Origin of the sequence: Pseudodonghicola xiamenensis DSM 18339, from assembly GCF_000429365.1 — a bacterium.
In the GTDB taxonomy this organism is placed as follows: domain Bacteria; phylum Pseudomonadota; class Alphaproteobacteria; order Rhodobacterales; family Rhodobacteraceae; genus Pseudodonghicola; species Pseudodonghicola xiamenensis.
Map to the genome: position 1 here is coordinate 71,259 of NZ_AUBS01000010.1, position 22,694 is coordinate 93,952.

Consider the following 22,694-nt stretch of genomic DNA (forward strand, 5'->3'; position numbering starts at 1 on the left):
ACATGGTCCTGGTGATGGCGGGGGACGGTTCTCTTTCGCCGTCGCGCGCCCAGGAGCGGTTCGCGCGCAACTACAATGACGGGGTTGGCGTTGGCTCGGCTTCGGACGGTTTGCGCATCTTGGGCGAGGAGCGCCGCACTGAGCGACGTGAAGGGGTGCGCGTCGCGGCGATGATCCCTCGCGCGCTCACACCACGCCCGGATATCCTCGCCGCGATCGAGGAGACCGGACTGCGCTATGCGAGCCACCCTGGGCTCCGTGCAGCCGATATCACCGTCACGGACTGGCTCCACCTCTATCGCGCCAATATCGAGATCGAGAGTGCGTACAATCCGCACGCCGTCTCCCATGTCGGGGCGGTCGGGCTCGGGCAGTTGATGCCCGATACAGCCCGCGCTCTTGCCGTCGACCCCCATGATTGGAAACAGAACCTCGACGGCTCCGCGCGTTACCTCGCCCTGATGTTGGCCGAGTTTGGCGACGCGCGACTCGCGCTCGCCGCCTACAATGCCGGACCCGACGCCGTGCGCGAGCATTCCGGCATTCCACCGTTTCGAGAAACCCAAAACCACGTCCAGCGGGTGCTGGCCGTCTTCAACCGGCTGGAAGGAGCGTCCCCATGAAGCCATTGACGAAATCCCTGATCACCCTTGCCGCTCTCCTCATCGTTGCGGCAGAACCGGCCCTGGCCCAGAGCATCGACCTCTCACCGATTCAGAGCTTGCTTCAGGGCATCGTGGACGCGCTGACCGGACCGCTTGGAGTCGTCATCGCCACCCTCGCGGTCCTCGGCGTGTTCCTCAGCTGGTTCTTCAACATCATCGATCTGCGCCAAGCCCTCTGGGTGCTGGTGGGCATCGCGGGTGTTGCGGCCGCGCCGACCATCGTTGCCGCCGTCTTCGGGTCGTGAGAGGAGGCGAACGTGGCCGAACGATCGCCGCTCTTTCTGGGCCTCGTACGCCCGCCCAAGCTCCTCGGCCTGCCGATCATGTATGCCATGGTCTGGCTCTTCGGCTCTGTGCTGCTCTTCGTCTGGGTGCAGCACCTGGTTGTCCTGGGCATCACGGCGGTGCTCTATCCGGTTCTCTGGAAAGCGGCTGACTGGGATCCGCGTTTCATCGACGTGATGATGACGGCGATGCAGGAGACGCCGCCGACGCGGAACCGGTCCATCCACGGGGGCGATAGCTATGCGCCATAGTGAAGCCCTGGACGAGACCGTCGATGAACGCACCCTCATGCCGGCCTGGTATGCCCGCGAGAAACGCCTCGCGCACATGCTGCCCTATGTCAGCCTCGTCGATGATCAGACAGTCCGCACCCGGGTCAACGAACTCTTCCAATGCATCCGCCTGAGCGGGGTGAACAGCTACACCACGGACGACGCCTATCTCGACAAGGTGACGGCGCTCTTCGCCCGGATCATCGCGCAGCTGGGCCCCGAGTTCAGCTACTACGTGCACAAGGTCTCGAAGTCGATCACGCCGGACCTGCTCCCGGTCAAGGGGGACGGCTTCGCGGCGGCGGTGGATGATGCCTGGCGCGCAAAGCTGGCCTCGGCAGGTCTCCGGGACAAGACCCTCACACTCACAATCATCCAGCGCCCACCGCCCAGAAGCTTCCTCGGCTTCGTGAACCGTTCCGCACCGGAGCGATTCAAGGAAGAGACCGCGAAACGGCTCAGACGCCTCAAGGAGGCGGTCGGGGTCTTCAACTCCGGCCTGGCGGAACTCAAGCCCCGCATCCTCACGGCGACCTCTGGCGAGTTGGTCGGGTTCCTCGGTGCGCTCAACACCGGCCGCGAACTGCCGCTCTATCCCGCAAACCGCTACGGGTTTCTGGCCTACAACGTTGCCAATACTCGCGTGACGTTTCTGGAAGATCATTTCGAGCTCTCTGACGGCGTGGTCGGCCATCGCTTCGGTAAGAGCTTCACCATCGGCGAATATGCCGAAGGTACCACCTGCACCATGTTCGACATGCTGAACCTGCCGGTCGACATGATCGTCACCCATTCCTTCACACCGATCAATTCGAACCTGATGGCGGGCCGGATCAAACGCCAGAAGCGCCAGATGCAAGCCTCGCAAGACGCCGCTCTGTCGCTCCTAGAGGCACTCGACATCGCGCATGATGATCTTGAGGCCAAACGCCAGAGCTTCGGTGAGCACCACATGGTGGTGACCGTCTTCTGCGACAGCCTCGACGAGTTGCAAACCCTCGGGGCCGAGATCGTGAACGCCGCGGCCGCCGAAGGCGTGAAGATGATCGGCGAGCGGATGGCCGCGAAATCGCATTACTTCAGCCAGCATCCGGGCAACCAGCCGAAGCGGGTGCGCGCCAGCGCCGTTACCAACCGCAACTTCGCGGATTTCGCAGCACTTCATCGCACCCAGCTCGGCAAGGAGAAACACCAGCTGCCCTGGGGCCAGGAGATCACGCTCTTCCCGACGCCGGAACAGAGCGCATATCGTTTCTCTTATCACGAACAGGGCTCGCCAGAGAAAGAACCGACCAGCGGGCATACCCTGATCCTGGGCCGTCCCGGTTCTGGTAAATCGGTCCTCTCGGCCTTTCTGATGACTCAGGCCCGGCGCGTCGGCGCCCGCATCTTCGTTTTTGACTATCGGCTCGGGATGGAGATGGCCGTCCGCGCCAATGGTGGGCGCTACGCCTCGATCAAGGCGGGACAGACGACCGGTCTCAACCCGCTCTGGACCGAAATCGATGAGCGCGGCACCGCCTGGCTCTCGGATTGGCTCGCCTCGCTCCTCTATCGCTCTGACAAGCCCCTGACCCCGGCCCAGACCAACCGCATCCAGGAGGTGGTCCGCCAGAACGCCACAGCCACCAACCCGGCCTTGCGGAACTGGAAGGACTTCGCCTCGCTCTTTGTCTCGACCGACGACAATGGCGACCTGCACCAACGGCTCCTCGAATGGACGGAGGATGGCCGCTACGGCTGGATCTTCGGCCAGAGCCTCGAGGACACCTTCTCCCTTGATGGCGATGTCGTGGGGTTTGACCTGACCGGTATTCTTGACAGCGAGAGCGAGAAGGAGCGCATGGCGGTACTCTCCTATCTCTTCCGCCGGATCGAGCGAGAGATCGAGGACCGTCGCCCCACCATCATCGTGATCGACGAGGCATGGAAGGCGCTCGACAACCCATACTTTGCCGAACGGCTCTCGAACTGGCTGGTGACCGCCCGAAAACAGAACACCGTCGCGGTGATGATGACGCAATATGCGAGCCAGCTCGAACGCACGCGGACCGGCAAGACCATCGTCGAGGCGGTGCCGACGCAGATCCTGCTCCCCAACATCCGGGCCCATGCCTCGGACTACGCGATGCTGAACCTCTTCGAGAAAGAGCTCGACGTGCTCCTGAACACCGGCAGCGACAGCCGTCTCGCCCTCATCCGCGACGACAGCGGCTCCGTGGTGGTCGACGCCGACTTCTCCGCCCTCGGCCCCCTCCTCACCATCCTCGGCGGCATGGAGAAGGGCGAGGCCCTCACCGGCCCCGACTACCGCGACAGACCTGATTTCTGGAGGCTCTCATGATCCGACCCCTCATCCTCCTCGCCGCACTCGGCGTTCTCTCTTCCTGCGCCGAATATCGCGAGCCCCAGGCCAACTGCTTCGCCTTCCGCGCCTCGCTAGATCAGGTCGAGCCGGATTGCATCTTCACACCCATCGGAAACCCGGAAGACGGCGTTGAGGTCTAGGGTCGCACATATCCTCCTGGCGGCTCTCCTACCGGCGGCCGCGCTCGCCCAGGGCGTTCCCACCAACGATTCCGGGCTGACGGCCCGCGATATCGTCGAGACGGGCGACCGGGACGCCGACCTCGCCGTCCAGCGTGAGAAACTCACCGTCGAAGAGTTGCTGACCGAGATCGAACGGGAACAGCTCGCCACGCTGCGCGCCATCCTCGACGCTCAGACGAGCTTCGGAGGCCAGGGTCTTCCGGGCATGGTCGCCGATCTGGAAAGCGGCAGCGGCGCTTCGGACCGGTCCGCGGCGGCGGTCTATGGCTCCGGCGATGTCGATCCCAATCCGGGCGGCGCGGGTATGTTCGGGGATGCGGCAGAAAACATCGAGCAGCTGATCATCCGGGTCGCCCAAGAAACCCACGGGCGGCCCGGGGTCGGGCGGGCCGGTCTTTCCGTCGTGCAATGGCGCGCCCTCCTGCAGGCGCTCATCTGGCAGGAGAGCCGCTTCTCCATCGGCGCACGCTCGCCCGTGGGCGCCTTCGGCCTCACCCAGATCATGCCGGGCACCGCGAGCGATCTCGGAATCAACCCGGAATATTATGACAGCCCCTACTTGCAGGTCGAGGGTGGCGCGCGCTACCTCGCGGCCCAGCTCAACACCTTCGACGGCAACGTCGTCAACGCGCTAGCGGCCTATAACGCCGGGCCTGGCCGTGTGTTCGAATATGGCGGCGTACCGCCCTTCAAGGAGACCCAGCACTACATCAGGGTCATCCCCGAACGCTACAATCTCTACCTCGCGCGGATCGGCGGCATCGAAGCGCTCGGCACGATCGACCCCGCGCTTCTCACCAACGCCAATCTCTCGTTCAGCGGGTTCGGCGCCGCCTTCTACGGCAGCAATTCCCCCGCCGCCATCCGGCAGGCCGCCCTGCGCGTCCAGGACATCGTCACCATGATCGGCGCGACCCAGGACATCCAGGAGAGCATGGCGCTCAACACCTATGCCCGCGCCGAACTGGTCCGGCTGATGGCCGCGCGCATTCGCCTGAAAGCCGCACGGACCCAACCGCTCAGTGCCGCCCAATTGGCTCAGGCCGCGGCCCGCATTGCCGAGAACGAATTCATGGAGTTCACATTGGAGGATCTGGATTGATGGCCCGCAGAATGTTCATTTCAGCACCATTTCGCGCGTTGACCCTGGCCAGCGTCTTGGCGCTTTGCTCGCCTTTCGTGACCAGTGCCCCCGCCCTGGCCCAGGGCGTGCCGGTCGTGGACACCCAGAACATCGCCCAAAACATCCAGCAGCTCCGGCAGATGATCGAGGACGAGATCCTGCAAAACGAGCAACTCGTGCAGCTCCGCGAACAGCTTGCCACGCTCACGGAGCAGCTCGCCGAGCTACAACGAACGTATGAGGCGTTAACGCGTCTCGCAGAGTTGCCCGAGATCATCCGGACACAGATGGAAGACGAACTAAACGGTCTCCTGGACCAGGAGTTCGGCGACATCATCGCCACGATTCAAGCCATCAAGACGGGGGATTTTTCCGGGCTCACCGGATCCGGCGCCGTCGAGATCGAAACCCAGATGGACCGGGTGCTGGCCGATCTCGGCTTCGACGAGGACACGCTCTCGGAAATGGCCCGCAGCGGCAATCCCGGGGCCGTGCGCGTGGCGACACAGGCCACGACCGGCGCGCTGGTCTCGGCCGCGGCCCAGAACAGCTATGAGGATGCCGGGCAGTCGCTCGAACGTGTCGACCGGCTCGTCGGGCTCATCGACGACATGGATGAGCTCAAGGAGAGCGTCGATCTCAACACGCGGGTGACGGCAGAGCTCGCCATCGCGCTCGTCGCCATGTGGCAGCTCGAAGCGATCCAGACCGTAGGAGATGGCACCGGCGGCGTGATCGATGCCGCCACCATCGCCGAAGAACAACGCTTCATGGAGTTCACGCTTCCGGAACTGAGCGCGGATTGAGGACTGATTGTTGGACGAAGAAACCGCCATCATCGAGGAGGAACTGGTCTACGGCGCACTGAGACGGGAACGGCTCTGGCAGCGCCTGGGACTCATCGGCCTCGGCTTTGGCATCCTGGGCTGCCTCAGCGCGGCCGCCGTGGCCATCCTCGATGTCGATCCGCCCCCAGTTGTTGTGCCTTACGATCCCGCCACCGGCTTCGCCCTCCCCGAAGCCACCGTCGGGGCCACCACCGTCACCGAGAACCGCGCCATTATCGAGGCGGAGGTCTTCCGCTACGTGACGGACCGCGAGGTCTACAACCAGCTCGACAATGACGTGCGCATCCGCAGCGTGTTGCGCCGTTCGGACCGTGCAGCAGGGGCCTCACTGCGCCAGATCTGGAACTCGGCCAATGCAGAGTATCCGCCGTCAGTCTACGGGCCAAATGCACGGCTCGATGTCGAGATTCTCAGCATCAACCTGATCGGCAACAACCGGGCCACGGTGCGGCTTCGCAAGCGCCTGACCTCGATCCAGGGGGTCCAAGCGGGCCTCTTCACCGCGACGCTCCTCTTCGAGTTCCGCCCCGAAGAGAGCCGCTCCATCGACCAGGTCTGGACCAACCCGTTTGGCTTCACGGTCGTCGAATACGCGATCCGCTCGGACAGATTGGAGAACCAGTAAGTGCGCTTCCGGAACAAGAAATCAGGGAACGCCTTGCCAGCGTCCCAAAAGCGCGAGAGGCGCCAGGCTTTTTGCAATGCGAAACACGCCGGACACGCCAAGGCGTTCCTCGCGACCTTTTTGATGGTCTCACTGTTTGCGTCCTACGCGTCAGCCGAGGCGATCCCGCGCGGGGGACCCAACGACCACCGCGTCCGGGTCGCATCCTACCAGGAAGGCCAGGTCTACAGGCTGAACGTTTCCCTGACCCATGTCACGACCATCGAGTTCGGGACAGGCGAGAGCATCCGCTCAATCATCGCCGGCGACACGGAAGGCTTCGAGATCGACGGTGTGCCCGGCGGGCGGGCCTTTGCTATTAAACCCGTCGCGCGCGGCGTCCATACCAACGTGACCGTCTACACCAACAGACGGAGCTATTATTTTAATGTGAACGAGGTCTCGAGCCCGACCTTCTATGTCGTGCAGTTCCGCTACCCCGAGGACAATCGCCGCCCTTCCAACGCCATCGCGCGCGCCGCACCGAACACCAATTACGCGGCCAGCGCACGGACGGAGTTCACGCCGACCCGGGTCTGGGACGACGGCACCTTCACCTATTTCGCCTTCCCGCGGAACGCACCCGTCCCGGCGATCTTCCGGTACACGAACGGGCGCGAGCGCACGGTGAACACAGGCCCGGTCGAAGACGGTGTGATCCGTGTCTCGGGCGTGGGGCGCCAATGGGTGCTGCGTCTGGGCGAGGACGTGGTCTGTATCGAGGCGACGCCGCCCGCGGAGGCCGCCTCATGAGTGACAACAACCCGGATCTCGAACAGCGCCTCGCCGCACTCGAACGGGGCAACCCGCGCCTCGGACCCGCTCCGAAACGCCGCTCGCCGCTCCTCGCCCTCCTCCTCGCAGGGCTCATCCTTGCGGGCGGCTTGGTCCTCTTGCTATTCTCGGGCCCTGGGGAAGAGGTCGCCCTGCCGACGGCCACCCCGGACGAGTTCCAAACCGAGGGTGACGGGTTCGGAGAGATCGAACTCTTCGTGCCACCACCCGCCCCGGAACCCGAGATCGTTCTCGTCGAACCAGAACCCAACGCCGAACTTCTGGCGCAGATCGCCGCGCTCCAGGCCCAGATCGAAGAACTGCGCGATGCGCCGGACTCCGACGCCGGGGCGGACAGCGCGGCCGCCGAGGCGATCGATGCGCTGACCGCACGGATCGCCGACCTACAGGACGCCTCCGAGAATGCTCAGGAACAATTCCAGGCCGAACTCGCCGCACGAGATCGAGAGCTGCAACAGCTGCGTATGGACCTGGACCTCGCGCGGTTGGAGGCCAACAAGCCGACGCCCGCCCCGCTCGGACCCACCGACGAAGAGTTGCGCGCCCGCGAAGAAGAGAGGCTGCGGCGCGAGGAAGAGGCGCGACGGCTGGCCGAACTGCAACGCCGGGCCGAGGAGGAGCGTGCCTTCCAGGAACGGCGGATTTCCTCCCCCGTCATCGCCTTCGGCGGAACGGGCGGCGCCAATGCGGGCGAGACAGAACTTACCGAGCGCACCTTCGGCGAGGTGACAGACTTCGTGCTGAACGGCGCGTTGCCGAGCGCCATCACACAAGCCGAAGTCATCGCAAATCCCTCGAACACCGTCATCCAGGGCACGATGATCCAGGCCGTGATGGAGACCGCACTCGACAGCTCGCTCCCCGGACAGACCCGTGCCATCATCTCAGAAGACGTCTTCAGCTATGACGGCTCACGGCTCCTGATCCCGCGCGGCTCGCGCCTCATCGGACGCTTTCGTTCCGGCATCGAGATCGCGCAGCGCCGGGTCACCATCGCCTGGGACCGGATCATCCTGCCCAACAACCAGACCGTTCAGATCAGTTCCTTCGGCGGCGACGAACTCGGGCGCTCGGGCGTCACCGGTTTCGTGGACACGCGCTTCGACGAGCGTTTCGGCTCTGCCGCACTGATTTCGATTATCTCCGCCGCCCCGAGTGTGGCCGCCGCCCAGGTCGAGGATGAGACCACCGCGGACGTACTTGAAGATGTGGGCGACGACCTGGCCAACGCCACCGACAGTGTGATCGGTGAATATCTCTCCATCGGTCCCGTCATCTACGTCGACCAGGGCGCACGCGTCACCGTCATGGTCGACCGGGATCTGGAGATTTTCTGAGATGACGCTCTCCTACCTCCAGACCTCGCTCGACAAGCTGAAGGACGCCGCCCGCGATGACGTGATCGAGATATGCATCAACCCGGATGGCTCTTGCTGGGGTGAGTTCCAGGGGGATCACTTCATGCGGGCACTGGATCAGCGTCTGACGGTCACGGAGGTGCGCGATCTCGGCAACCAGATCGCCTCCTCAGCCAACACGACTATGAGCAAGGACAAGCCCATCGTCTCGGTCTCGATCACCTATCGGGGCCGCCCCATCCGTGCCCAAGTCGTAACCCCGCCCGCGGTGCTCTCGGGCATGTCGATCTCGCTCCGGTTCTTCTCGAGCCTACCGCTGGACCATATCGAGCTTCGTTTCCTCTATGGCGAAGAGCGCAAGCTCGAGGAACTGCGCCAGGAGAAAAACCGCGCGCTGCGCGAGGTCGTTGCCGCCGGTGACATCTACGCGGCCATCCGCTTCTGCGTCGAGAACAAGCTCAACATGATCGTCTCCGGCGGCACCTCGACCGGTAAGACAGTCGCGGCTCGAAAAATCCTCTCCTACGTTCCCGATGAGGAACGGATCGTCACCATCGAGGAAGCCGCAGAGCTTCTCCCCGCTCAGCCGAACGCGGTGACCCTGATCGCCAACCGCGATGCGGAGTTCCAATCCGCCGACGTGCTTCTAACCGCGACGCTGCGCATGAGGCCCGACCGGATCATCCTCGGAGAGGTGCGCGGCAAGGAGGCCATGACCTTCCTCGAGGCGATCAATACCGGCCATGGCGGTTCGATGACAACCCTCCATGCCGAAACCCCGCAGCTCGCCGTCCAGCGTCTCGCCATCGCCGCGCTCAAGACCGAGATCCCGATGACCTACCAGGACATGGTCCAATACATCGAAAGCTCGATCGACGTGATCATCCAGGCGGGCCGCGAGGACGGCCAACGCGGCATCACCGAATTCTATCTCCCCGGAACCGATCTCAGCGGAGGCATGACCCATGAAGCGGTTTGAATACCAGATCATCACCTATCCGATGGACAAGAAAACCAGCCTGATCGCGATGCAGGACGATCTGAACGCACGTGGGAAAGAAGGCTGGGAAGTCGTATCGGTCAGCTCGTCAGAGTTCGCGCATCTTGGCCACACCGCGTTTCTGAAGCGCGAGATTGCCGAAGGAGCTGGCGCGAAATGAGAAACGCCTTGCTTTGCATCTCGATCACCGTTGTGGGGTTTCCGGCTGCCGCCGAACGCGACTTCGTCCCCTCTCTCGACAGCACGTCGGATGTCTGCATCGATCGGCCCGCTGAGCCTGAGTGGATGCAGAACATCACCGTGCGAGAGGCTTACAGACGTGTCCTGGTGCAAGACATTTACCGTGCTCAGAACCTTGAACGTATCGTCGAAACCGGATCCTGCACCTGCGACACACGCTTCCCGTCCTGGGAAGCGGCGGAAACGGAGTTTCGGGAGCGTTTCAACACAGCCGAACGATGGGAAATGCTGGAGGCCTCGGACACTTACAACCGGCGCGCCAACGCGTTGAGACCTGACGCGATGGCAATCTGCGAAGCCGAGGGCAACTGGTAGCAGATTATGAGCGTCGTCACCTACTTCGTCGAGACCTCCCAGGGCTACCTGGATTCTGCCGCAGAGACGCAGTTCGGCGCGGTGGCGGCGACAGTCGGCACGATGCTGGTTCTCGGAACGACGCTTGTGGTCATTCTGGTCTGCGTCAACATGATCTACCAGTACCGCTCCATGGATGGACGCACTGCGTTCTGGCTCGCGGTGAAAGTCGGCCTCATAGGGGTCTTCGCGACAAATTGGGTGCAGTTTAACGCCTTCTCCTCCGCTGTCCTAAACGGCATCGACAGCATCGCCGGATCGCTTGTCGCCTCGGTCGGCGGCGGCACGCCCGGACCGTCGGGGACCTTCGCCGAGGAATTCGACCGGCTGATCGCCGAACTGGGTGAATACCTGAATGCGGCCGGTTCTGAACTGAACTGGATGGCCGGGGCGTTGCTTGACGTTCTTGGCGTACTCCTGCTCTCGATCCTGGGCGGGCTCGCCGCATTCATTCTCGTGGCATCCCGGCTGATGATCGCACTCCTGATAGGCATCGCGCCGGTGATGATCTTCCTCACCCTCTTCGAGGTGACCAAGGACTATTTCGCGCGCTGGCTCTCGGCGCTGATCTCCTTCGCGCTCTATCCGATCGTCGTTGCAGGCGTTTTCGCGACAATCACCGGCGTCAGTTCGGCATTGATCGGCGAGCTCGGCGACCCTGAGGGCGCGTCCAACATCGGGGCCCTCATCCCATTTTTCATGATGGTGCTCATGGCCAAGGGGTTCATCATCGCGACGCCGTTCATTGTCCGCGCGATCTCGGGGAACATCATGATGCCAGCACTATCAGCAGGCCTTGGCGGTACATACGGGTTCGGTCGGGCGCTTGGCGGCAGTCAGCAGGCTTATAATCGGTATCTCATTGGAGGAGCGACTGGCGCTGAATATGCTGCGCTGCGTGCGCGGCAGTTCTTCGGGGTGCAGACAATGCCGCAGAGGCCGGGTGTTAGCCAAACCGTTCCGACGAACCCTGACACTGGTTCGGGCAGCTCAGGCGCGCGAATGCTGGCACAGTTGGCCCGCCTAAGCAGGCTGGGCCGAAGGTAGCATTGACCGTCAAAGGCTTCACCAGCGGGAACATGTTCTTTGCGAGCCTATACCTTTGCCTTCAGCAGAGCTCGCGGCAAACTGCCTGAACGGATTTACCTTGGCACCATCATGCCATGTCCGGGTGAAGTGGAACGGCATCGGCGCCGGTGTTGCTGTCTGGGACGTCTATCCTGTATCCCCTTCTTACATCAAAGCATTCGACGGCAAGCTTCCTTTGGGAAATTGCCGGTAGCGGGCAGTAAATTGCCGCGATGTTCTCGTTGAATTTTTAACTTGTCACTTGACAATTTAAGAGAGTGGAGTATCTAAGGTGCCAAGGAAGAAGCACACATCAAAGGAAATCGAGGCCGTCATCCAGGAGCTCGAAGAGCTGGGATGGGACCTTATTGAGGGCAAGGGGCACGCGTGGGGGATCCTCCGATGCCCGGCCAACGATAAGGATTGCCGCTGTGGCGAGTTTTGTCAGATGTCTGTCTGGTCGACCCCGAAGAATCCACAGCAGTTCGCGAAAAGGATCCGACAGAAGGCTCTGGCCTGCGTGAAGCTTCAGAAGAACGACGAAGGTAATGCCGATGGCTGAAGAATTCGAATTCGAACTGGTCTTTGCGCTCCCCGACGGAGAGCACGATGCGTTTGCGCTCTCTGACGCGGTCTTCGAGGCGGGTTTTGAAGATGCGCTCGTGGGCACCGGTCACGCCGGTCTCCTAGGTGTAGAACTGGAACTTGAAGGGGATGAGGCCGAGAGCGCGATCCTTGAAGCGGCGCGGGCGCTGATCAAGGCGTTGCCGCAGGGCACTGTCCTGCGCGAGGTCCGTCCCGACCTGGTGTCTCTCGCGGATGTCGCCGAGAAGCTCGAGGTGAAGCGACAGGCGCTCCAGCAGCGCAAGATGCCCCTCCCCGTTGCCGGTGGCCTCTACCGCATCGATGAAATGATCGAGGTTCTGATGGAGGCCTCAAAGCCGGCGAAGGGGCAGCGTCGTCCGCGCTTTAACCTGGCTTCCGCCGCGAAGTGGTTTCGTGCCGGCCCCGCGGCCCGCAGGGTGAACGCCCAGTTGACGATGCGTGAGATCGACCCTGCGACGATTGAGCGAGCCCCTCGACCAGAGCGCGACGATCCTGGCTTTCTTCACCCGTGACAATGGTCGGCTCAAGGGCGCGGCCACAAGACGCCATCGCGACATGCTTTCTTGTCGCCCGCATGGCGGCTTAGCCAAGCCCGAATTTCTCGCCCGCCTCGCTGGCTTTTGCTTCCGAACCGGACATCTCCGCCTCCAACCGCTCCAGATCACTCACGGCGTCCTGTACCCGGACGACATCGTCTTCTGTCGCAGCCTCCACCTCCAGATCTACCTGCCGCCCGAAATCCATCTCGAACTGCCGCTGATCGTCCGCGAGGACTGCGGCACGACCGCGCCGAGGCGCTTGAGCCGGACCGGGATCAATGGGTGAGTTTCCGCCGGGTTCCGTGATCCCCATCCTGGCCTCGAAATCGCGTTCCGAGAGACCTGACCCTCGCGGAGCCGAAGGCATCGCCCGGACACTCAGGGGCAATTCCCCCATCGGAGGAACCGAGCCTTTCGGAAACGGCAGATCCCCCTCCTGCGCCGCGTGGATGCCTTTGAAAAACGGATCCTCGTAGTAAACGACCCGCTTCGCCCGGACCGGCATCTGCGCGTCCACGACCACCACGATCTCATCAAGCGGCAGACGTCGCGCCTCATCTTCCGGCAGGAGTGCGACCTCCTCCGTCCGCTCGGACTGGCTGCGGCCCTCGAACGGGTTCTTGCCGACCGCGCGGGAACGTGTGACCACGGTCTTCGTGGTCTTGCCGACAGCCTTGCTCAACTCTTCGACCGTCTTCTCGTCCGAGGGCGTCAGGTAGAGCTTGATCCCGGCGTTGCCTTGCAACGCCCGCCGCGTGTTCTCGCCGTAGATTTCATCGATGGCGGGAATGGTCTGGGTGACCACCGCGAGATGCCCGCGATAGGCGCGCAGTACTTCGATGCTCTCGGCCACGATCGGCATCTTTCCGAGCCGGTTGAACTCGTCGAGCATGATCATGACCGGCCAGGGCTCGTCCGGCCCCGGCTCCTTGTCCTGAAGCGCTGAAAGCAAGTCCGAGAAGAAGAGCCGGATCAACGGTGCCAGCGGTTTCACCATGAGGGGTTGGACGACGAGATAGACGCTGAAGGGTGTCTTGCGGATCGTCCGAAAGTCAAAGTCCGACACCGCCGTCGCATCATCGATCGCCGGGTTCTGCCACTGGTCTAGGCCGGAGGTCATCAGGAGCGAGACATAGGAGGTCAGCGTGTCATTGTTGGTGGACGCCAGCCGTGTGAATATCAGCCGCGCCGCGGCGTTCTGGACCTCATGGGCGCGCGCGAGATATTCCTTCTGCTTCTGCCCGCCCGAGGCGGCGATGCGGTAGATCTCCCCGAGCGTCGGCCGGCGGCGCTGGAACGCGAGTAGCCCGGCCGCAACGAAAAGATCGATCCCGCCCTTCAAAAGACCTTGCACCCGGTCGTTGTCGTTCTGCAGGAAGAGCGTGGCCAAGAGCTGCAGCTCCATCTGTTGGCGGGCCGGGTCTTTAAGCTCATAGATGCGCAAGAGTGGATTGTAGCGATGCGTGCGCCTGTCCTCCCAATCCGTGGGCGCGAAGCGGAACACCGCGTCGCCCTGTGCCGCCCGGTGGCGGGCCGAGGCCTCGAAGCACTCGCCCTTCACATCCAGCACCACCGCTGAGCCCTGCCAGGTCAAGAGGTTCGGGATGACGAAGCCGGTGGTCTTGCCGCGCCCGGTCGGCGCCACAATGAGCGCGTGGGCGAAGGTCCGGGAGCAGAGAAAGGGCGCGCGGGAACCGGGCTTGCCCAACTTACCGATCACGAAACCTGTGCCGGGCGCGCCGAAGAAGCCGTTCCGCTTCATCTCGCGGCGGGTCTGCCAATGGGTGTAGCCGAAGCGGGTCAGGGCCGAGCCCGACATCGCAAGGCTCATCATGAGGCCCGCCACCCCGGCCCCGCCCATGATCAGGTTGATCAGGCGGAAGTCTTCGGAACGGGCGGCCCCGATGGCGCGGTAGTTCTGGGCGATATAGAAGAAGTCGATCTCGGCCCGGAAACCCAGGTCCCGGAACGTCACGACAGCCGAGGCGATGACATAGCCGATCGCGATGGCAACCAGTGTGACCAGCACGACGCCGAGAGCGAGGCGGCGCTTCCCCATGCCTCCCATCAGTGGGTCTCCCCGCGCTCGGTCTCACCGTCGACAAGATCGGCGCGGTGGAGCTCGAACTCGCGGTCGGCGATCTCCTCCACCACGGCGCGGGTCGCCTCGCTATTGGCGGTGGCCGCGTCCGACTGCAGGTAGGTCTTTGCGGCGTAGAGCCGGTCGAGACGGTCTTCGATCTGGGTCTTCAGCACGTCGGCATCCCCGTCTCGCAGGCGTTCGATCTGCGCCGCGTCGAGCTCGCGCTCGACGGCGTCGCGGTAGGCCAGTCGCTGACCGTCGTCCTGGAACGGCGACTGCAGATTGCCGGCCCGTTCATGGTCGACGACCCGCCGGATGTCCGGATCGGCAATTGGCGCGCCCTCGACAGCGTCCGCCTCGCGCGCGTCCGAAAGCCGCCCGTCGCGGAGGTCGAGCGCCACCTGCCGCAACTCGTTTTCGCGGCGGACCTGGTCGATGGCCTCGCTGTCGCGCAGCTCGATGACGGAAGCATAGGTCGCGCCAAGCCCGCGGGCGAGATGCGACGGCATATCGGGATAGCGCGTGCGGAACTCGTCCGTGACGGCATCCGCAACGGGGGTCCGCGCGTCGCGACCTTCCATGATCCGGTCAACCTCGCGGGTGATCTCGCGGGCCCGGGCCTCGTCGGTGATGTGCTCCCTGTAGGGCTCTGACCGGTCGATGACATCGCCCGGGCGCGCGAGCAGTTCGGGACGCGCATCGAGGTAGCCGCGCTGCTCCTCCTCGATCCGCCGCTCCGCCCGGGAGGCGATCTCCCACTCCCGCGCCTCTATTTGGTCCTCGGTCAAGCCTTCCGAACGCATGTCCTGGCGGATGGCGCGCTCCATGTCCTCAGTGGCGTCCCGATGATAATGGACCCTCTCCGTCACGGTGCGATCTTCCACGACACCGTCCTCACGCAAGACCCCTGCCCGCTCCAGCGCGACGCCGAGCTGGACATGGGCCCGGTTGAGGGTCTCGCGCGCCGTCTCCAGATCCGCGCGGCGCTCGAGGTTGAGACCGTCCCTCTCGGCCACCCGCGCCAGATCGTCAGCGATCCATTGCCGCTCGAGCGCCGCGTTCTGCGCGCCCGTCTCCATCCGCGCGACGACGACGGACGAACTGATGCCGGTTCCGCGCAGCGCGGTGTCGACCTGCGCCCGCACCTCGGGGTCGCGCAACCGGTCGAGCCGGGCCGCAGCGATATTGGTCTCGGAATAGACCCCGCCCTCCGAGGGCTTCTCGGTCAGTGTCACGGAGCGCAGCCCCAAGGGCTGCATATGCGCGAGCCGCGACTGGATCTCGTTGAGGCTGCGCTCGAGCCTCGGCCGTTCGGCCTCCGGCTTCGCATCAATCATGCCCTGGACGCGCGCGACCTGATCGGCATAACGGGTCTTCAGATCCTCGAACGATTGCTCCTCTGCCATGTAGACGCCTCCTTCCGACGTGAGTTTGCCGCCCTTCGCCAGAAGCTCTCCCGAGCGGAACAGCGCATCGGCAATATCTTCGCGGTTGTCCGCGGAGGCCTCGGCGGCAAGTGAGTGATAGATGATCCGGGTGTTGGCGATCTCTTCGAGAGCGCGATCCAAGTCTGCCCCGACCCGTGGCCGTGGTTCCGCGGCCCGCCCCTCAACCTTGGCCGCATAGACCTCCCGGGTTCTGGCTGGGTAGTGCACGACACCCCGATCGAGCCGCCGCGTGGCCTCGAGGCGCACCCCGAACCTCTCGGCTTCCTCGACCATGGCGAGGCGGAAATCGTCGTAGTTGAAGCGATGATCGCGCCCCAGAAAGAAGAACTCGCCCTCCTGCGAGCGGCGGTTCAAAACTATATGCGCGTGCGGATGGTCCCGGTCCTCATGCACGGCAATAATGTAGTCGAAATGCCCCTCGTCCGACTGGAAGAACCGCTCCGCGACACTGGCGGTGATGTCGCGCACATCCTCGCCCCGGGTGCCGATCGGGTAGGACATGAGCATATGCGTCGTCTGTCCGAGCTTGGGCTTGAACCCCGCACTCCAGCGCTTGGCAAAGCGCTCCGTCAGGTCCTTGATCTCCGACCCTTCGAGTTTCGTCTTCCCGTCCAGGAAGCCGCTCGAGTCGACGATATGCGAGGACTTCGTGGTGAGGTAATCGAGCTGGTTCGTGAGCTGAGACTTCGTATGGGTGCCCCCGCCCCGGATCGCCTTGAAGACCGCCGCACGATGCCCCGCCGCCGCCCGCACAAGCTGCTTCTGTCGCCCAGCCTGCAGCCCCTGCATCGAGCCCCGGATGCGGCTCCAACCATCCCGAAAGATCTCTCCGGTGACGTCATGGACGGCATCATTCAGCCGCATGGGCAAACTCCCTCAGCGCGGCGGTCGCGGATAGCTGTATGGCATCCCGACGACGGCGCAGCAGCAAGTCAATCTCGTCTGCGGAATCAAGGATGAACCGCGCCAGCCCACGCATCTGCGCGAGGCGCAGTTCGGACAACTCTGCGTTCGCTGCGGAGCCTTCGCCCTGCCCCGCCCGGCTGGCTTTCATAATCTGCTTGGCGATCTGCACGACGCCGTTGCCGACCTCGTGCAGGGAGGCCCGGTAACGCGCCATCTCAGCCGCCAGCTGCGCGTCCGGAACGAAGGTTCCGCCCGCCGCCTGGATCAGCCGCCGGACCCCCTCCGTGCGGGTCTCGATCCCCGCCGCGGCCAGGACCTCATCGAGCGCCACCAACTCCTCCGGGGTCAGTTTCACGGTCACTGCGGCCGTCGCCACGGCCGTATCACGCTGGCGTTCCGCGTCGGCTTTCAGCGTGTACTGCACCGCCCGGGGCGTGACCCCGAAGCGCTTCGCGAGCTTGGATGTCGAGACGCCGTCCCCGGCGGCGCGGACGAGCTCCGCGCGCTCCGTCTCTGTCAGTCTCCTAGTCCGGCTCATGCGAAGAAAGCCTCCCTATTTCCTGCCACCTTCATTCAAGGTCGCCCTCATCATACGTAACTATATGTCACGGTCAATGCAATATTATCGTAGGTTACCCCCAGGCGACCTTGAATTCCGCTTCTGGCCGAGCACCGCAGGTGCGAGGCCCGGCCCGAAGGGCCCAGCAACACCGACCTTCTCCAACCGCGCCTCGGCCGCCCGTTGTCATGCCCGCGCCCGAGGGTCTGGCCGAACACGCATGTGTTCGGACGGAAGCGAGGGGCGGCGCACAATCCCCCCGACTGGGCTGACGGACAGGGTCAAGGGCGGCCAGATTTGGCCCGCCAAATCTCTGCCGGAAAAACCGGCGGGCTTCAGCCCGGCTGTTATTCCGGATGGCCCCCTTGAGGCTGGCCGGCAGACCTGTTCCAGGCGATCTCTCATATCCCCCGCCAGGACCGCTTGCGGTCCTGGCACCTTCCCGGGGGCTCCGGTCGAAGGCAGGGGCTCCCGGCCTTGGCGCAGCCCTCCCTGGGACAGGGAAAGGGCCGCCCGTGGGCGGCCCTTCCTCGTGGGCGGATTACTCCTGCGGTTCCTTCGAGCTCGGCGGGAACATCACCAGCTCCTGGACCGCGACGGGGAAGTCGAGTTTGAGGCTGAAGAACTCCGAACCGTCCCCGTTGCGGGTGTTGCGGAACATCGCGCCGACGCGCTGGAAACGGGTGCGCTCCTGACCTTCGTTGTCGGTGAACTTGACGGGAACGGTGGCGACGTAGTGGTTGGTCATTTGGGTCTCTCCTTTTTGCGATGGGGATCACCCGGCACGGGGGACAAGGGAGGTCCGCAAATGCAAATGCGGAGGGTCCGCGCGCCCCACGCGTGGAAACCGTATTTGTGTTTGCCAGAGCGTGAGCGGAGGGCACGGACCGCCCGACCCCGTGCGATCCACATCTATGAGCAAAGAGGGGAGACCCAAATGTGCACCCCGCACCTCAGCCGCCATCGGTCCTGTCGAGTTATGTCAGACATGACCAGGTCCGCCCCCCCTCTCATCAAACGTGCCGACACGATGTTCCACCCACGCCCGATCGGCACGACCGCGATCGTCGGCCTCAAGCTCGACTTCCCCGTCGCCGGTCTGGCGATCCGGGGCGGTGATACAGCCGCAGGTCTGGCAGCAGAGTTGTCGGCCCGGACGGGTCGCCGTCATCGGGCGGCGCGGTCGTTGCGCTGCGCCCGCCCCAGCGATCTGCACCCGGACGGGCGGATCGCGGGGTTTCTGGCGCGCATGAGGGCAACCCCGCCGGCTGGCTCCGTCAGGAGACCGCCGCCGGGGTATGCCACTCAGCGTGGCCAGAGGCCTCGTGTTCCGGGTGGAGGCCGGCACGGCCGGAACCTGCGAGCGCGGTGACGGCGGTGCAACCGCCGGCAGGGGCCCGTCTTGACCGGCAACCGATCACCACCGACCATCACGTTATTTGCGTCTGACTGAGGGGCCACAGACAGTTAAATAGCGCAGCAGTCCCGCCCGGCCTTGGCCGGGCGGGACTGCTCTCGTGGACAGTGTCGCAGTCGTCGAGTGCGTGTAAGGTTTCGAGGGAGGGATCACCGGGCGACGGGGCCGCCCGATGAAAGGCTATCTTCAGGCGAAGAGAGACTCGCTGAGGTGCCCGCAATGCGCACAGACCTCGCGCCAGTGGAAGTTGACACTCCCGCCATCGATGGTCTCCCAATCGGTCCGCAACGCGTCTTTGCCGCAGGCGGTGCAGGGGACGACATGGCCGCCATTATCGTGATGGTCCTTCCCTGTGGCCGTTCCGGGCTGCGTGGTGCCCGTGCTGTCGCAATGTCGGCAAAGGTCGTCCTCGGTCTTGTTCTCGTCGGTCATGATCTCATTTCCAGATGTTCGGGGAACCACCACGTGAGTGTGGTGGCATGGCCGAATGCCCGGTTTCCGAAACTGTCAGGGTCAGGGACGGCGCAGCCGCCGGCTTGCCGGGCGCAAAAGTTTTCCGGGCGCATCGCTCACCACAGGAATGGCATCGAACACTGGACCGCCCTCTCCTCCCCGGCCCCCTCGCCGAAAAGTTTTGCGATCCTTGACGCGGGCGGGTTCGGGGGCCATCCGGAGGATATGCTTCCGCACTCATGTGTGTGTGATTGACGACAGGTTTGCCCGACGCGAGCAGGCAAAGGGTGCTGCCCGGACGCGGGAGACGGATGGAGCGGCGGGATCGTTTTGGCCCAAAGCCAAAACAGACCAGAGCGCAATCCGACGGAGCCGCCGGGGAGCGACCTGCTCGCGAGACGGGCAAACCGGATCCTCAGGTGCCACGCCGCGGTGAGGCCGAATGGCCGAATGCGCGATCGGCTACGGGCCGATATCTCCACCGCGACTTGGCTTACCGTACGGAGGAGGCCGTCAGTGTGCGGATAGGCCCGTGAAAACGAGACAAAAGGGCCGCCCGAAGGCGACCCTCTCTCTTTCACTCGTCTGCCGTCTTCTTCGCCGGATCGGCGACCCGCATGACGGTGAGCCCTTTCGCCACGGCCTTCTGCCCGAGGTTCAGCGCGACCCCGTTGCCTCCGAAGAGCACAACTCCCGTCGCAGCAAACTTGTCGTCCAGCATCTCATCGTTGCATTTGAAGGGTGCCGCCCGCCCATGCGCGGACCAGCGCGGATCGAAGCGCGCCTGCGCGACGCCGCGCGCCCGAGCCCACCGGGCGGCGATCATCTCGGCCCCGTGCTTGCCACCCTTATGGCAGAGGAAGATCTCCTGGTTGCGGTTCTGCCGGATGCGCTCGCGAACCTTGTCGAGTGTCGAGAAGATGACGTCGATATCGGTCCAGTCGGTCGCCCCCGACACGATCAGGGGAACCCCCTCGACCTTCGACTTCGCGGCTGTCTCGCGATCATGCTGTTCCAGCAACTGCCGGGCCTCGAAGACCGCTCCAGTCTCCTGTGCGCGAGCGCTGGCCCGCGATCCCGCGGCTGGGATGAAGACGTGGCCGGTCTCGACCTCGTAGCATTCCGCCGCCGCCTCGCTCATCACCTCGATGGCCCCGACGATCTCGCGGACCTGCAGGAAGCGGGCCTGCGCCTCTTCGAGCGCGGTCTCGGCGATCTCCGACCCGTCATGGGATTTTGCCAGGGCGCCGATCTTGTCAGCGGTGCGGTCAAGCTCCTTGCCCAGAGCGATCTTGCGGCGCTGCAGAATCGTGGCGACCCCGTGCGCGAGCGGTTCGATCTCGGTCTCGAGACCGGTGCCGCGCAGCTGGCCAAGCAGGGCCTCGAAAGTCTCGCGGACGATGCTATCGGTCAGGACGTGATCCTCGGGGATGGGCAGCTCCGCGTCTTTCTCTGTCAGGCCGAAAAGTTCGATGGTCTCGTAGGTGTTCGTGTTCTCGTAAGTCATGTTGGTGTCTCCAGATGTTCGGGGAACCACCACGTGAGTGTGGTGGCATGGCCGTACGTCTGGTTCACCGAATCTGTCCGGGTCAGGGACGGCGAAGCCGCCGGCATGCCGGGCGCAAAAGTTTTCCGGGCGCATCGCCCACCACAGGCGCGTCATCGAACACTGGACAGCCCTCTTCACCCCCGCCGGCCTCGCCGAAAAGTTTTGCGATCCTTGAGGCGGGCTGATTTGGGGGCCATCCGGAGGATATGCTTCCGCACTCATGTGTGTGTGTTTTGACGGTAGGTTTGCCCGACCCGAGCAGGCAAAGGGCGCGACCGGACGCGGGAGACGGATGGAGCGGCAGGATCGTTTTGGCCTCGGGCCAAAACAGACCGGAGCGCAGTCCGGCGGAGCGGCCGGGGAGCGACGCGCTCGCGAGACGGGCAAACCGGGACGCCGGGTGCTACGCCGCGGTGAGGCCGCATGGCCGAATGCGCGACGGACCGAAGGGCCGTTCTCCCCTGTGACACGCGCAGCCGAGCGGGGGAGGCCGTCAGGCAGTGGGTACTTCGGGCCAATTGATGCGATAAGGGTCTGAGTGTGATACGCCCGGTAGAGTGTGGACCCAGCTGCAGAGGAGGCGGAAATTGAAATATCTGATCCCGATCGTCGTGATCCTGCTGACATCACCAGCCATCGCGCAGGTGCAGATCCGGGACGCGGACACCATCGTCGTCTCCGGCACACCTGTGCGTCTGAATGGCGTCGATGCGCCCGAACTCGGGACACGGGCGGGCCAGGACGCCAGGCGCTGGATGGTGAACTATCTCCATGGCCGTTCGATAGAATGCGAACTCAACGGCGAGCGGACCCATGACCGATGGGTGGGCATTTGTTACGCCGATGGTGAGGACATCGGCGCCGCGCTGATCGCGGCCGGTCACGCGCTCGACTGTCGGAGATATTCCGAGGGTAGGTATGCCCATCTTGAGACGCCGGCGGCACGGTCGCGGACAAGGCGGGCAAGTTACTGCTAGCCATACGACTGACAGGGTGTCGAATGTCGAGGGAAAGCGACTCGAACTCTCGCGTTTTCTGAGATCTGTCGGGAAGATGTGTCGCGCAACCTCGACTCTACCGCCAAGCATTTCCAACCCAGACCGGACCTTGGGTGCGATCTACACGAAGGTAGGCAGAGCGGTCGTTGATGTTGTTCCGGACGATGTCCGCTCTGGTGATCTCGTGTCTGTCGGGTGCTTCAATCAAACGATTTGGAAAGTTCCCGTGTCTTTGAACGACTGCCAGTGCGAAAAAGTAGGGTACTCGGTCGCGACGAAACTATCGCGATCAATTTCCTCGTAGCGAACAAACCTGATTTTTGATACCTCGGCTCCGTCAGGTGCATAGTCGGAGTTTGCAAGATAGCCATGCGCAAGCAGAGAGATGTTTTGCAGTTGGTCCCCATTGGGATAAGTGTGCTGCTCAATGTTTGGGTCTGACGACAAGCCGAATGGTGTTACCCGCTCCAAAGACGCATTTGCTTCTTCCATAGCTTCGCGAAAAACAACATCCATCAAGGACTCTCCAAGTTCCATCGAACCGCCCGGTAGCCCCCAGTGACCGCTGTCTGTCCGCTTGATGATCAAGAACCTGCCCATGTCATCTTCGATCAAGACACGCGCACCGACTGCCAAGAGCCGCCTGTTTCCAACCAAGGCGCGCAATTGCCCCAAATAGCTCTCGGAAAACTGCAATGAAAACTCCATCTTGAAACAAAGACAATATGAGAACACGAACAGGCCTCGCCTTGCCGACATTCGTATAGGTGGCAGTGTTGGTCAAGAAGGGCTCAATCCGAACCTTCGCCGCACGCTGCATGAACGGCAGCTTCAATTTGCTACATGCGGTCTGGGTCAGAGACATGACAGGAAAATCGGTCTTGCCTGACATCCGACGCAAGGGCGCATCGCAA

23 protein-coding genes are annotated in these 22,694 nt (G+C 63.6%); 16 read left to right on the top strand and 7 right to left on the bottom strand.

Going from position 1 to position 22,694, the window contains the following annotated elements:
- Nucleotides 1-2 precede the first annotated feature (2 nt).
- The 15 genes from G455_RS0112015 (at nt 3) to G455_RS25595 (ending at nt 12,340) form a co-directional block, all read left to right on the top strand.
- On the top strand, nt 3-623 hold the full coding sequence (locus tag G455_RS0112015) for a lytic transglycosylase domain-containing protein (RefSeq protein ID WP_028093939.1): 621 nt from the start codon (nt 3-5) through the stop codon (nt 621-623).
- A complete protein-coding gene (locus G455_RS0112020) occupies nt 620-910 on the top strand; it encodes a TrbC/VirB2 family protein (RefSeq protein WP_009803468.1) in 291 nt (96 codons plus the stop codon). Before G455_RS0112015 ends, G455_RS0112020 begins: the two co-directional genes overlap by 4 nt.
- 12 nt (nt 911-922) lie before the next feature.
- Entirely contained in the window at nt 923-1,201 is a 279-nt protein-coding gene (locus G455_RS0112025; protein WP_028093940.1) for a type IV secretion system protein VirB3, read from the top strand.
- The gene (locus G455_RS0112030) at nt 1,191-3,566 is read left to right on the top strand and encodes a VirB4 family type IV secretion/conjugal transfer ATPase (protein ID WP_028093941.1); all 2,376 of its coding nucleotides are present in this window, start codon (nt 1,191-1,193) and stop codon (nt 3,564-3,566) included. Before G455_RS0112025 ends, G455_RS0112030 begins: the two co-directional genes overlap by 11 nt.
- The gene (locus G455_RS26690; protein WP_169726939.1) at nt 3,563-3,730 is read left to right on the top strand and encodes a hypothetical protein; all 168 of its coding nucleotides are present in this window, start codon (nt 3,563-3,565) and stop codon (nt 3,728-3,730) included. Before G455_RS0112030 ends, G455_RS26690 begins: the two co-directional genes overlap by 4 nt.
- A gap of 10 nt (nt 3,731-3,740) precedes the next feature.
- Nucleotides 3,741-4,874, top strand: coding sequence for a lytic transglycosylase domain-containing protein (locus tag G455_RS0112040; protein WP_035366662.1), 1,134 nt, complete (start codon nt 3,741-3,743; stop codon nt 4,872-4,874).
- A complete protein-coding gene (locus G455_RS0112045) occupies nt 4,874-5,701 on the top strand; it encodes a type IV secretion system protein (RefSeq protein WP_229861760.1) in 828 nt (275 codons plus the stop codon). The genes G455_RS0112040 and G455_RS0112045 overlap by 1 nt, the downstream gene beginning before the upstream one ends.
- A 10-nt stretch (nt 5,702-5,711) precedes the next feature.
- Entirely contained in the window at nt 5,712-6,368 is a 657-nt protein-coding gene (locus tag G455_RS0112050) for a virB8 family protein (protein WP_121066915.1), read from the top strand.
- Between the two features lie 123 nt (nt 6,369-6,491).
- The gene (locus G455_RS0112055) at nt 6,492-7,160 is read left to right on the top strand and encodes a TrbG/VirB9 family P-type conjugative transfer protein (protein WP_035366665.1); all 669 of its coding nucleotides are present in this window, start codon (nt 6,492-6,494) and stop codon (nt 7,158-7,160) included.
- Nucleotides 7,157-8,539 carry a TrbI/VirB10 family protein gene (locus tag G455_RS0112060; protein ID WP_028093946.1) on the top strand — a complete coding sequence of 461 codons (1,383 nt, stop codon included), beginning with the start codon at nt 7,157-7,159 and terminating at the stop codon, nt 8,537-8,539. The genes G455_RS0112055 and G455_RS0112060 overlap by 4 nt, the downstream gene beginning before the upstream one ends.
- A 1-nt stretch (nt 8,540) precedes the next feature.
- Nucleotides 8,541-9,539, top strand: coding sequence for an ATPase, T2SS/T4P/T4SS family (locus tag G455_RS0112065; protein ID WP_028093947.1), 999 nt, complete (start codon nt 8,541-8,543; stop codon nt 9,537-9,539).
- Nucleotides 9,526-9,720 (top strand): DUF4177 domain-containing protein, encoded by a 195-nt coding sequence (locus G455_RS0112070; protein WP_028093948.1) that lies wholly within the window; start codon nt 9,526-9,528, stop codon nt 9,718-9,720. Before G455_RS0112065 ends, G455_RS0112070 begins: the two co-directional genes overlap by 14 nt.
- Complete coding sequence (locus tag G455_RS0112075; protein ID WP_028093949.1) at nt 9,717-10,115, top strand: hypothetical protein; 399 nt, start codon at nt 9,717-9,719, stop codon at nt 10,113-10,115. Before G455_RS0112070 ends, G455_RS0112075 begins: the two co-directional genes overlap by 4 nt.
- Before the next feature lie 6 nt (nt 10,116-10,121).
- Nucleotides 10,122-11,201 (top strand): type IV secretion system protein, encoded by a 1,080-nt coding sequence (locus tag G455_RS0112080; RefSeq protein WP_028093950.1) that lies wholly within the window; start codon nt 10,122-10,124, stop codon nt 11,199-11,201.
- A gap of 575 nt (nt 11,202-11,776) precedes the next feature.
- Complete coding sequence (locus G455_RS25595) at nt 11,777-12,340, top strand: hypothetical protein (RefSeq protein WP_048534205.1); 564 nt, start codon at nt 11,777-11,779, stop codon at nt 12,338-12,340.
- A 70-nt stretch (nt 12,341-12,410) separates the two neighbouring features.
- Here the strand turns inward: G455_RS25595 and G455_RS23945 are convergent, their stop codons facing one another.
- The 6 genes from G455_RS23945 to G455_RS0112120 form a co-directional block, all read right to left on the bottom strand.
- The gene (locus G455_RS23945) at nt 12,411-14,426 is read right to left on the bottom strand and encodes a type IV secretory system conjugative DNA transfer family protein (RefSeq protein ID WP_051312431.1); all 2,016 of its coding nucleotides are present in this window, start codon (nt 14,424-14,426) and stop codon (nt 12,411-12,413) included.
- A gap of 8 nt (nt 14,427-14,434) precedes the next feature.
- Nucleotides 14,435-16,762, bottom strand: a complete 2,328-nt coding sequence (locus tag G455_RS0112100; RefSeq protein ID WP_028093951.1) for a relaxase/mobilization nuclease domain-containing protein — start codon at nt 16,760-16,762, stop codon at nt 14,435-14,437.
- The gene (locus G455_RS0112105; protein ID WP_028093952.1) at nt 16,749-17,342 is read right to left on the bottom strand and encodes a hypothetical protein; all 594 of its coding nucleotides are present in this window, start codon (nt 17,340-17,342) and stop codon (nt 16,749-16,751) included. Before G455_RS0112105 ends, G455_RS0112100 begins: the two co-directional genes overlap by 14 nt.
- A 562-nt stretch (nt 17,343-17,904) precedes the next feature.
- Nucleotides 17,905-18,111, bottom strand: a complete 207-nt coding sequence (locus tag G455_RS0112110) for a hypothetical protein (RefSeq protein WP_028093953.1) — start codon at nt 18,109-18,111, stop codon at nt 17,905-17,907.
- 855 nt (nt 18,112-18,966) lie between these two features.
- The gene (locus G455_RS0112115; RefSeq protein ID WP_028093954.1) at nt 18,967-19,212 is read right to left on the bottom strand and encodes a hypothetical protein; all 246 of its coding nucleotides are present in this window, start codon (nt 19,210-19,212) and stop codon (nt 18,967-18,969) included.
- 598 nt (nt 19,213-19,810) lie between these two features.
- Nucleotides 19,811-20,740, bottom strand: coding sequence for a DUF2493 domain-containing protein (locus tag G455_RS0112120; protein WP_028093955.1), 930 nt, complete (start codon nt 20,738-20,740; stop codon nt 19,811-19,813).
- 629 nt (nt 20,741-21,369) lie between these two features.
- Here G455_RS0112120 and G455_RS0112125 point away from each other — a divergent pair.
- Nucleotides 21,370-21,759: a thermonuclease family protein gene (locus tag G455_RS0112125; RefSeq protein ID WP_028093956.1), complete on the top strand. Its 390-nt coding sequence runs from the start codon at nt 21,370-21,372 to the stop codon at nt 21,757-21,759.
- A gap of 225 nt (nt 21,760-21,984) precedes the next feature.
- Here G455_RS0112125 and G455_RS25600 read toward each other — a convergent pair whose 3' ends face one another.
- Nucleotides 21,985-22,476, bottom strand: a complete 492-nt coding sequence (locus G455_RS25600; protein WP_051312417.1) for an NUDIX domain-containing protein — start codon at nt 22,474-22,476, stop codon at nt 21,985-21,987.
- Between the last annotated feature and the right edge of the window lie 218 nt (nt 22,477-22,694).

Excerpts from the sequence above, each read along its gene's own strand:
- G455_RS0112015 (WP_028093939.1), top strand. The coding sequence starts at position 3 with ATGGTCCTGGTGATGGCGGGGGACGGTTCTCTTTCGCCGTCGCGCGCC.
- G455_RS0112020 (WP_009803468.1), top strand. The coding sequence starts at position 620 with ATGAAGCCATTGACGAAATCCCTGATCACCCTTGCCGCTCTCCTCATC.
- G455_RS0112030 (WP_028093941.1), top strand. The coding sequence starts at position 1,191 with ATGCGCCATAGTGAAGCCCTGGACGAGACCGTCGATGAACGCACCCTC.
- G455_RS26690 (WP_169726939.1), top strand. The coding sequence starts at position 3,563 with ATGATCCGACCCCTCATCCTCCTCGCCGCACTCGGCGTTCTCTCTTCC.
- G455_RS0112045 (WP_229861760.1), top strand. The coding sequence starts at position 4,874 with ATGGCCCGCAGAATGTTCATTTCAGCACCATTTCGCGCGTTGACCCTG.
- G455_RS0112055 (WP_035366665.1), top strand. The coding sequence starts at position 6,492 with ATGGTCTCACTGTTTGCGTCCTACGCGTCAGCCGAGGCGATCCCGCGC.
- G455_RS0112060 (WP_028093946.1), top strand. The coding sequence starts at position 7,157 with ATGAGTGACAACAACCCGGATCTCGAACAGCGCCTCGCCGCACTCGAA.
- G455_RS0112065 (WP_028093947.1), top strand. The coding sequence starts at position 8,541 with ATGACGCTCTCCTACCTCCAGACCTCGCTCGACAAGCTGAAGGACGCC.
- G455_RS0112070 (WP_028093948.1), top strand. The coding sequence starts at position 9,526 with ATGAAGCGGTTTGAATACCAGATCATCACCTATCCGATGGACAAGAAA.
- G455_RS0112075 (WP_028093949.1), top strand. The coding sequence starts at position 9,717 with ATGAGAAACGCCTTGCTTTGCATCTCGATCACCGTTGTGGGGTTTCCG.
- G455_RS0112080 (WP_028093950.1), top strand. The coding sequence starts at position 10,122 with ATGAGCGTCGTCACCTACTTCGTCGAGACCTCCCAGGGCTACCTGGAT.
- G455_RS25595 (WP_048534205.1), top strand. The coding sequence starts at position 11,777 with ATGGCTGAAGAATTCGAATTCGAACTGGTCTTTGCGCTCCCCGACGGA.
- G455_RS23945 (WP_051312431.1), bottom strand. The coding sequence starts at position 14,426 with ATGGGGAAGCGCCGCCTCGCTCTCGGCGTCGTGCTGGTCACACTGGTT.
- G455_RS0112100 (WP_028093951.1), bottom strand. The coding sequence starts at position 16,762 with ATGCGGCTGAATGATGCCGTCCATGACGTCACCGGAGAGATCTTTCGG.
- G455_RS0112105 (WP_028093952.1), bottom strand. The coding sequence starts at position 17,342 with ATGAGCCGGACTAGGAGACTGACAGAGACGGAGCGCGCGGAGCTCGTC.
- G455_RS0112110 (WP_028093953.1), bottom strand. The coding sequence starts at position 18,111 with ATGACCAACCACTACGTCGCCACCGTTCCCGTCAAGTTCACCGACAAC.
- G455_RS0112115 (WP_028093954.1), bottom strand. The coding sequence starts at position 19,212 with ATGACCGACGAGAACAAGACCGAGGACGACCTTTGCCGACATTGCGAC.
- G455_RS0112120 (WP_028093955.1), bottom strand. The coding sequence starts at position 20,740 with ATGACTTACGAGAACACGAACACCTACGAGACCATCGAACTTTTCGGC.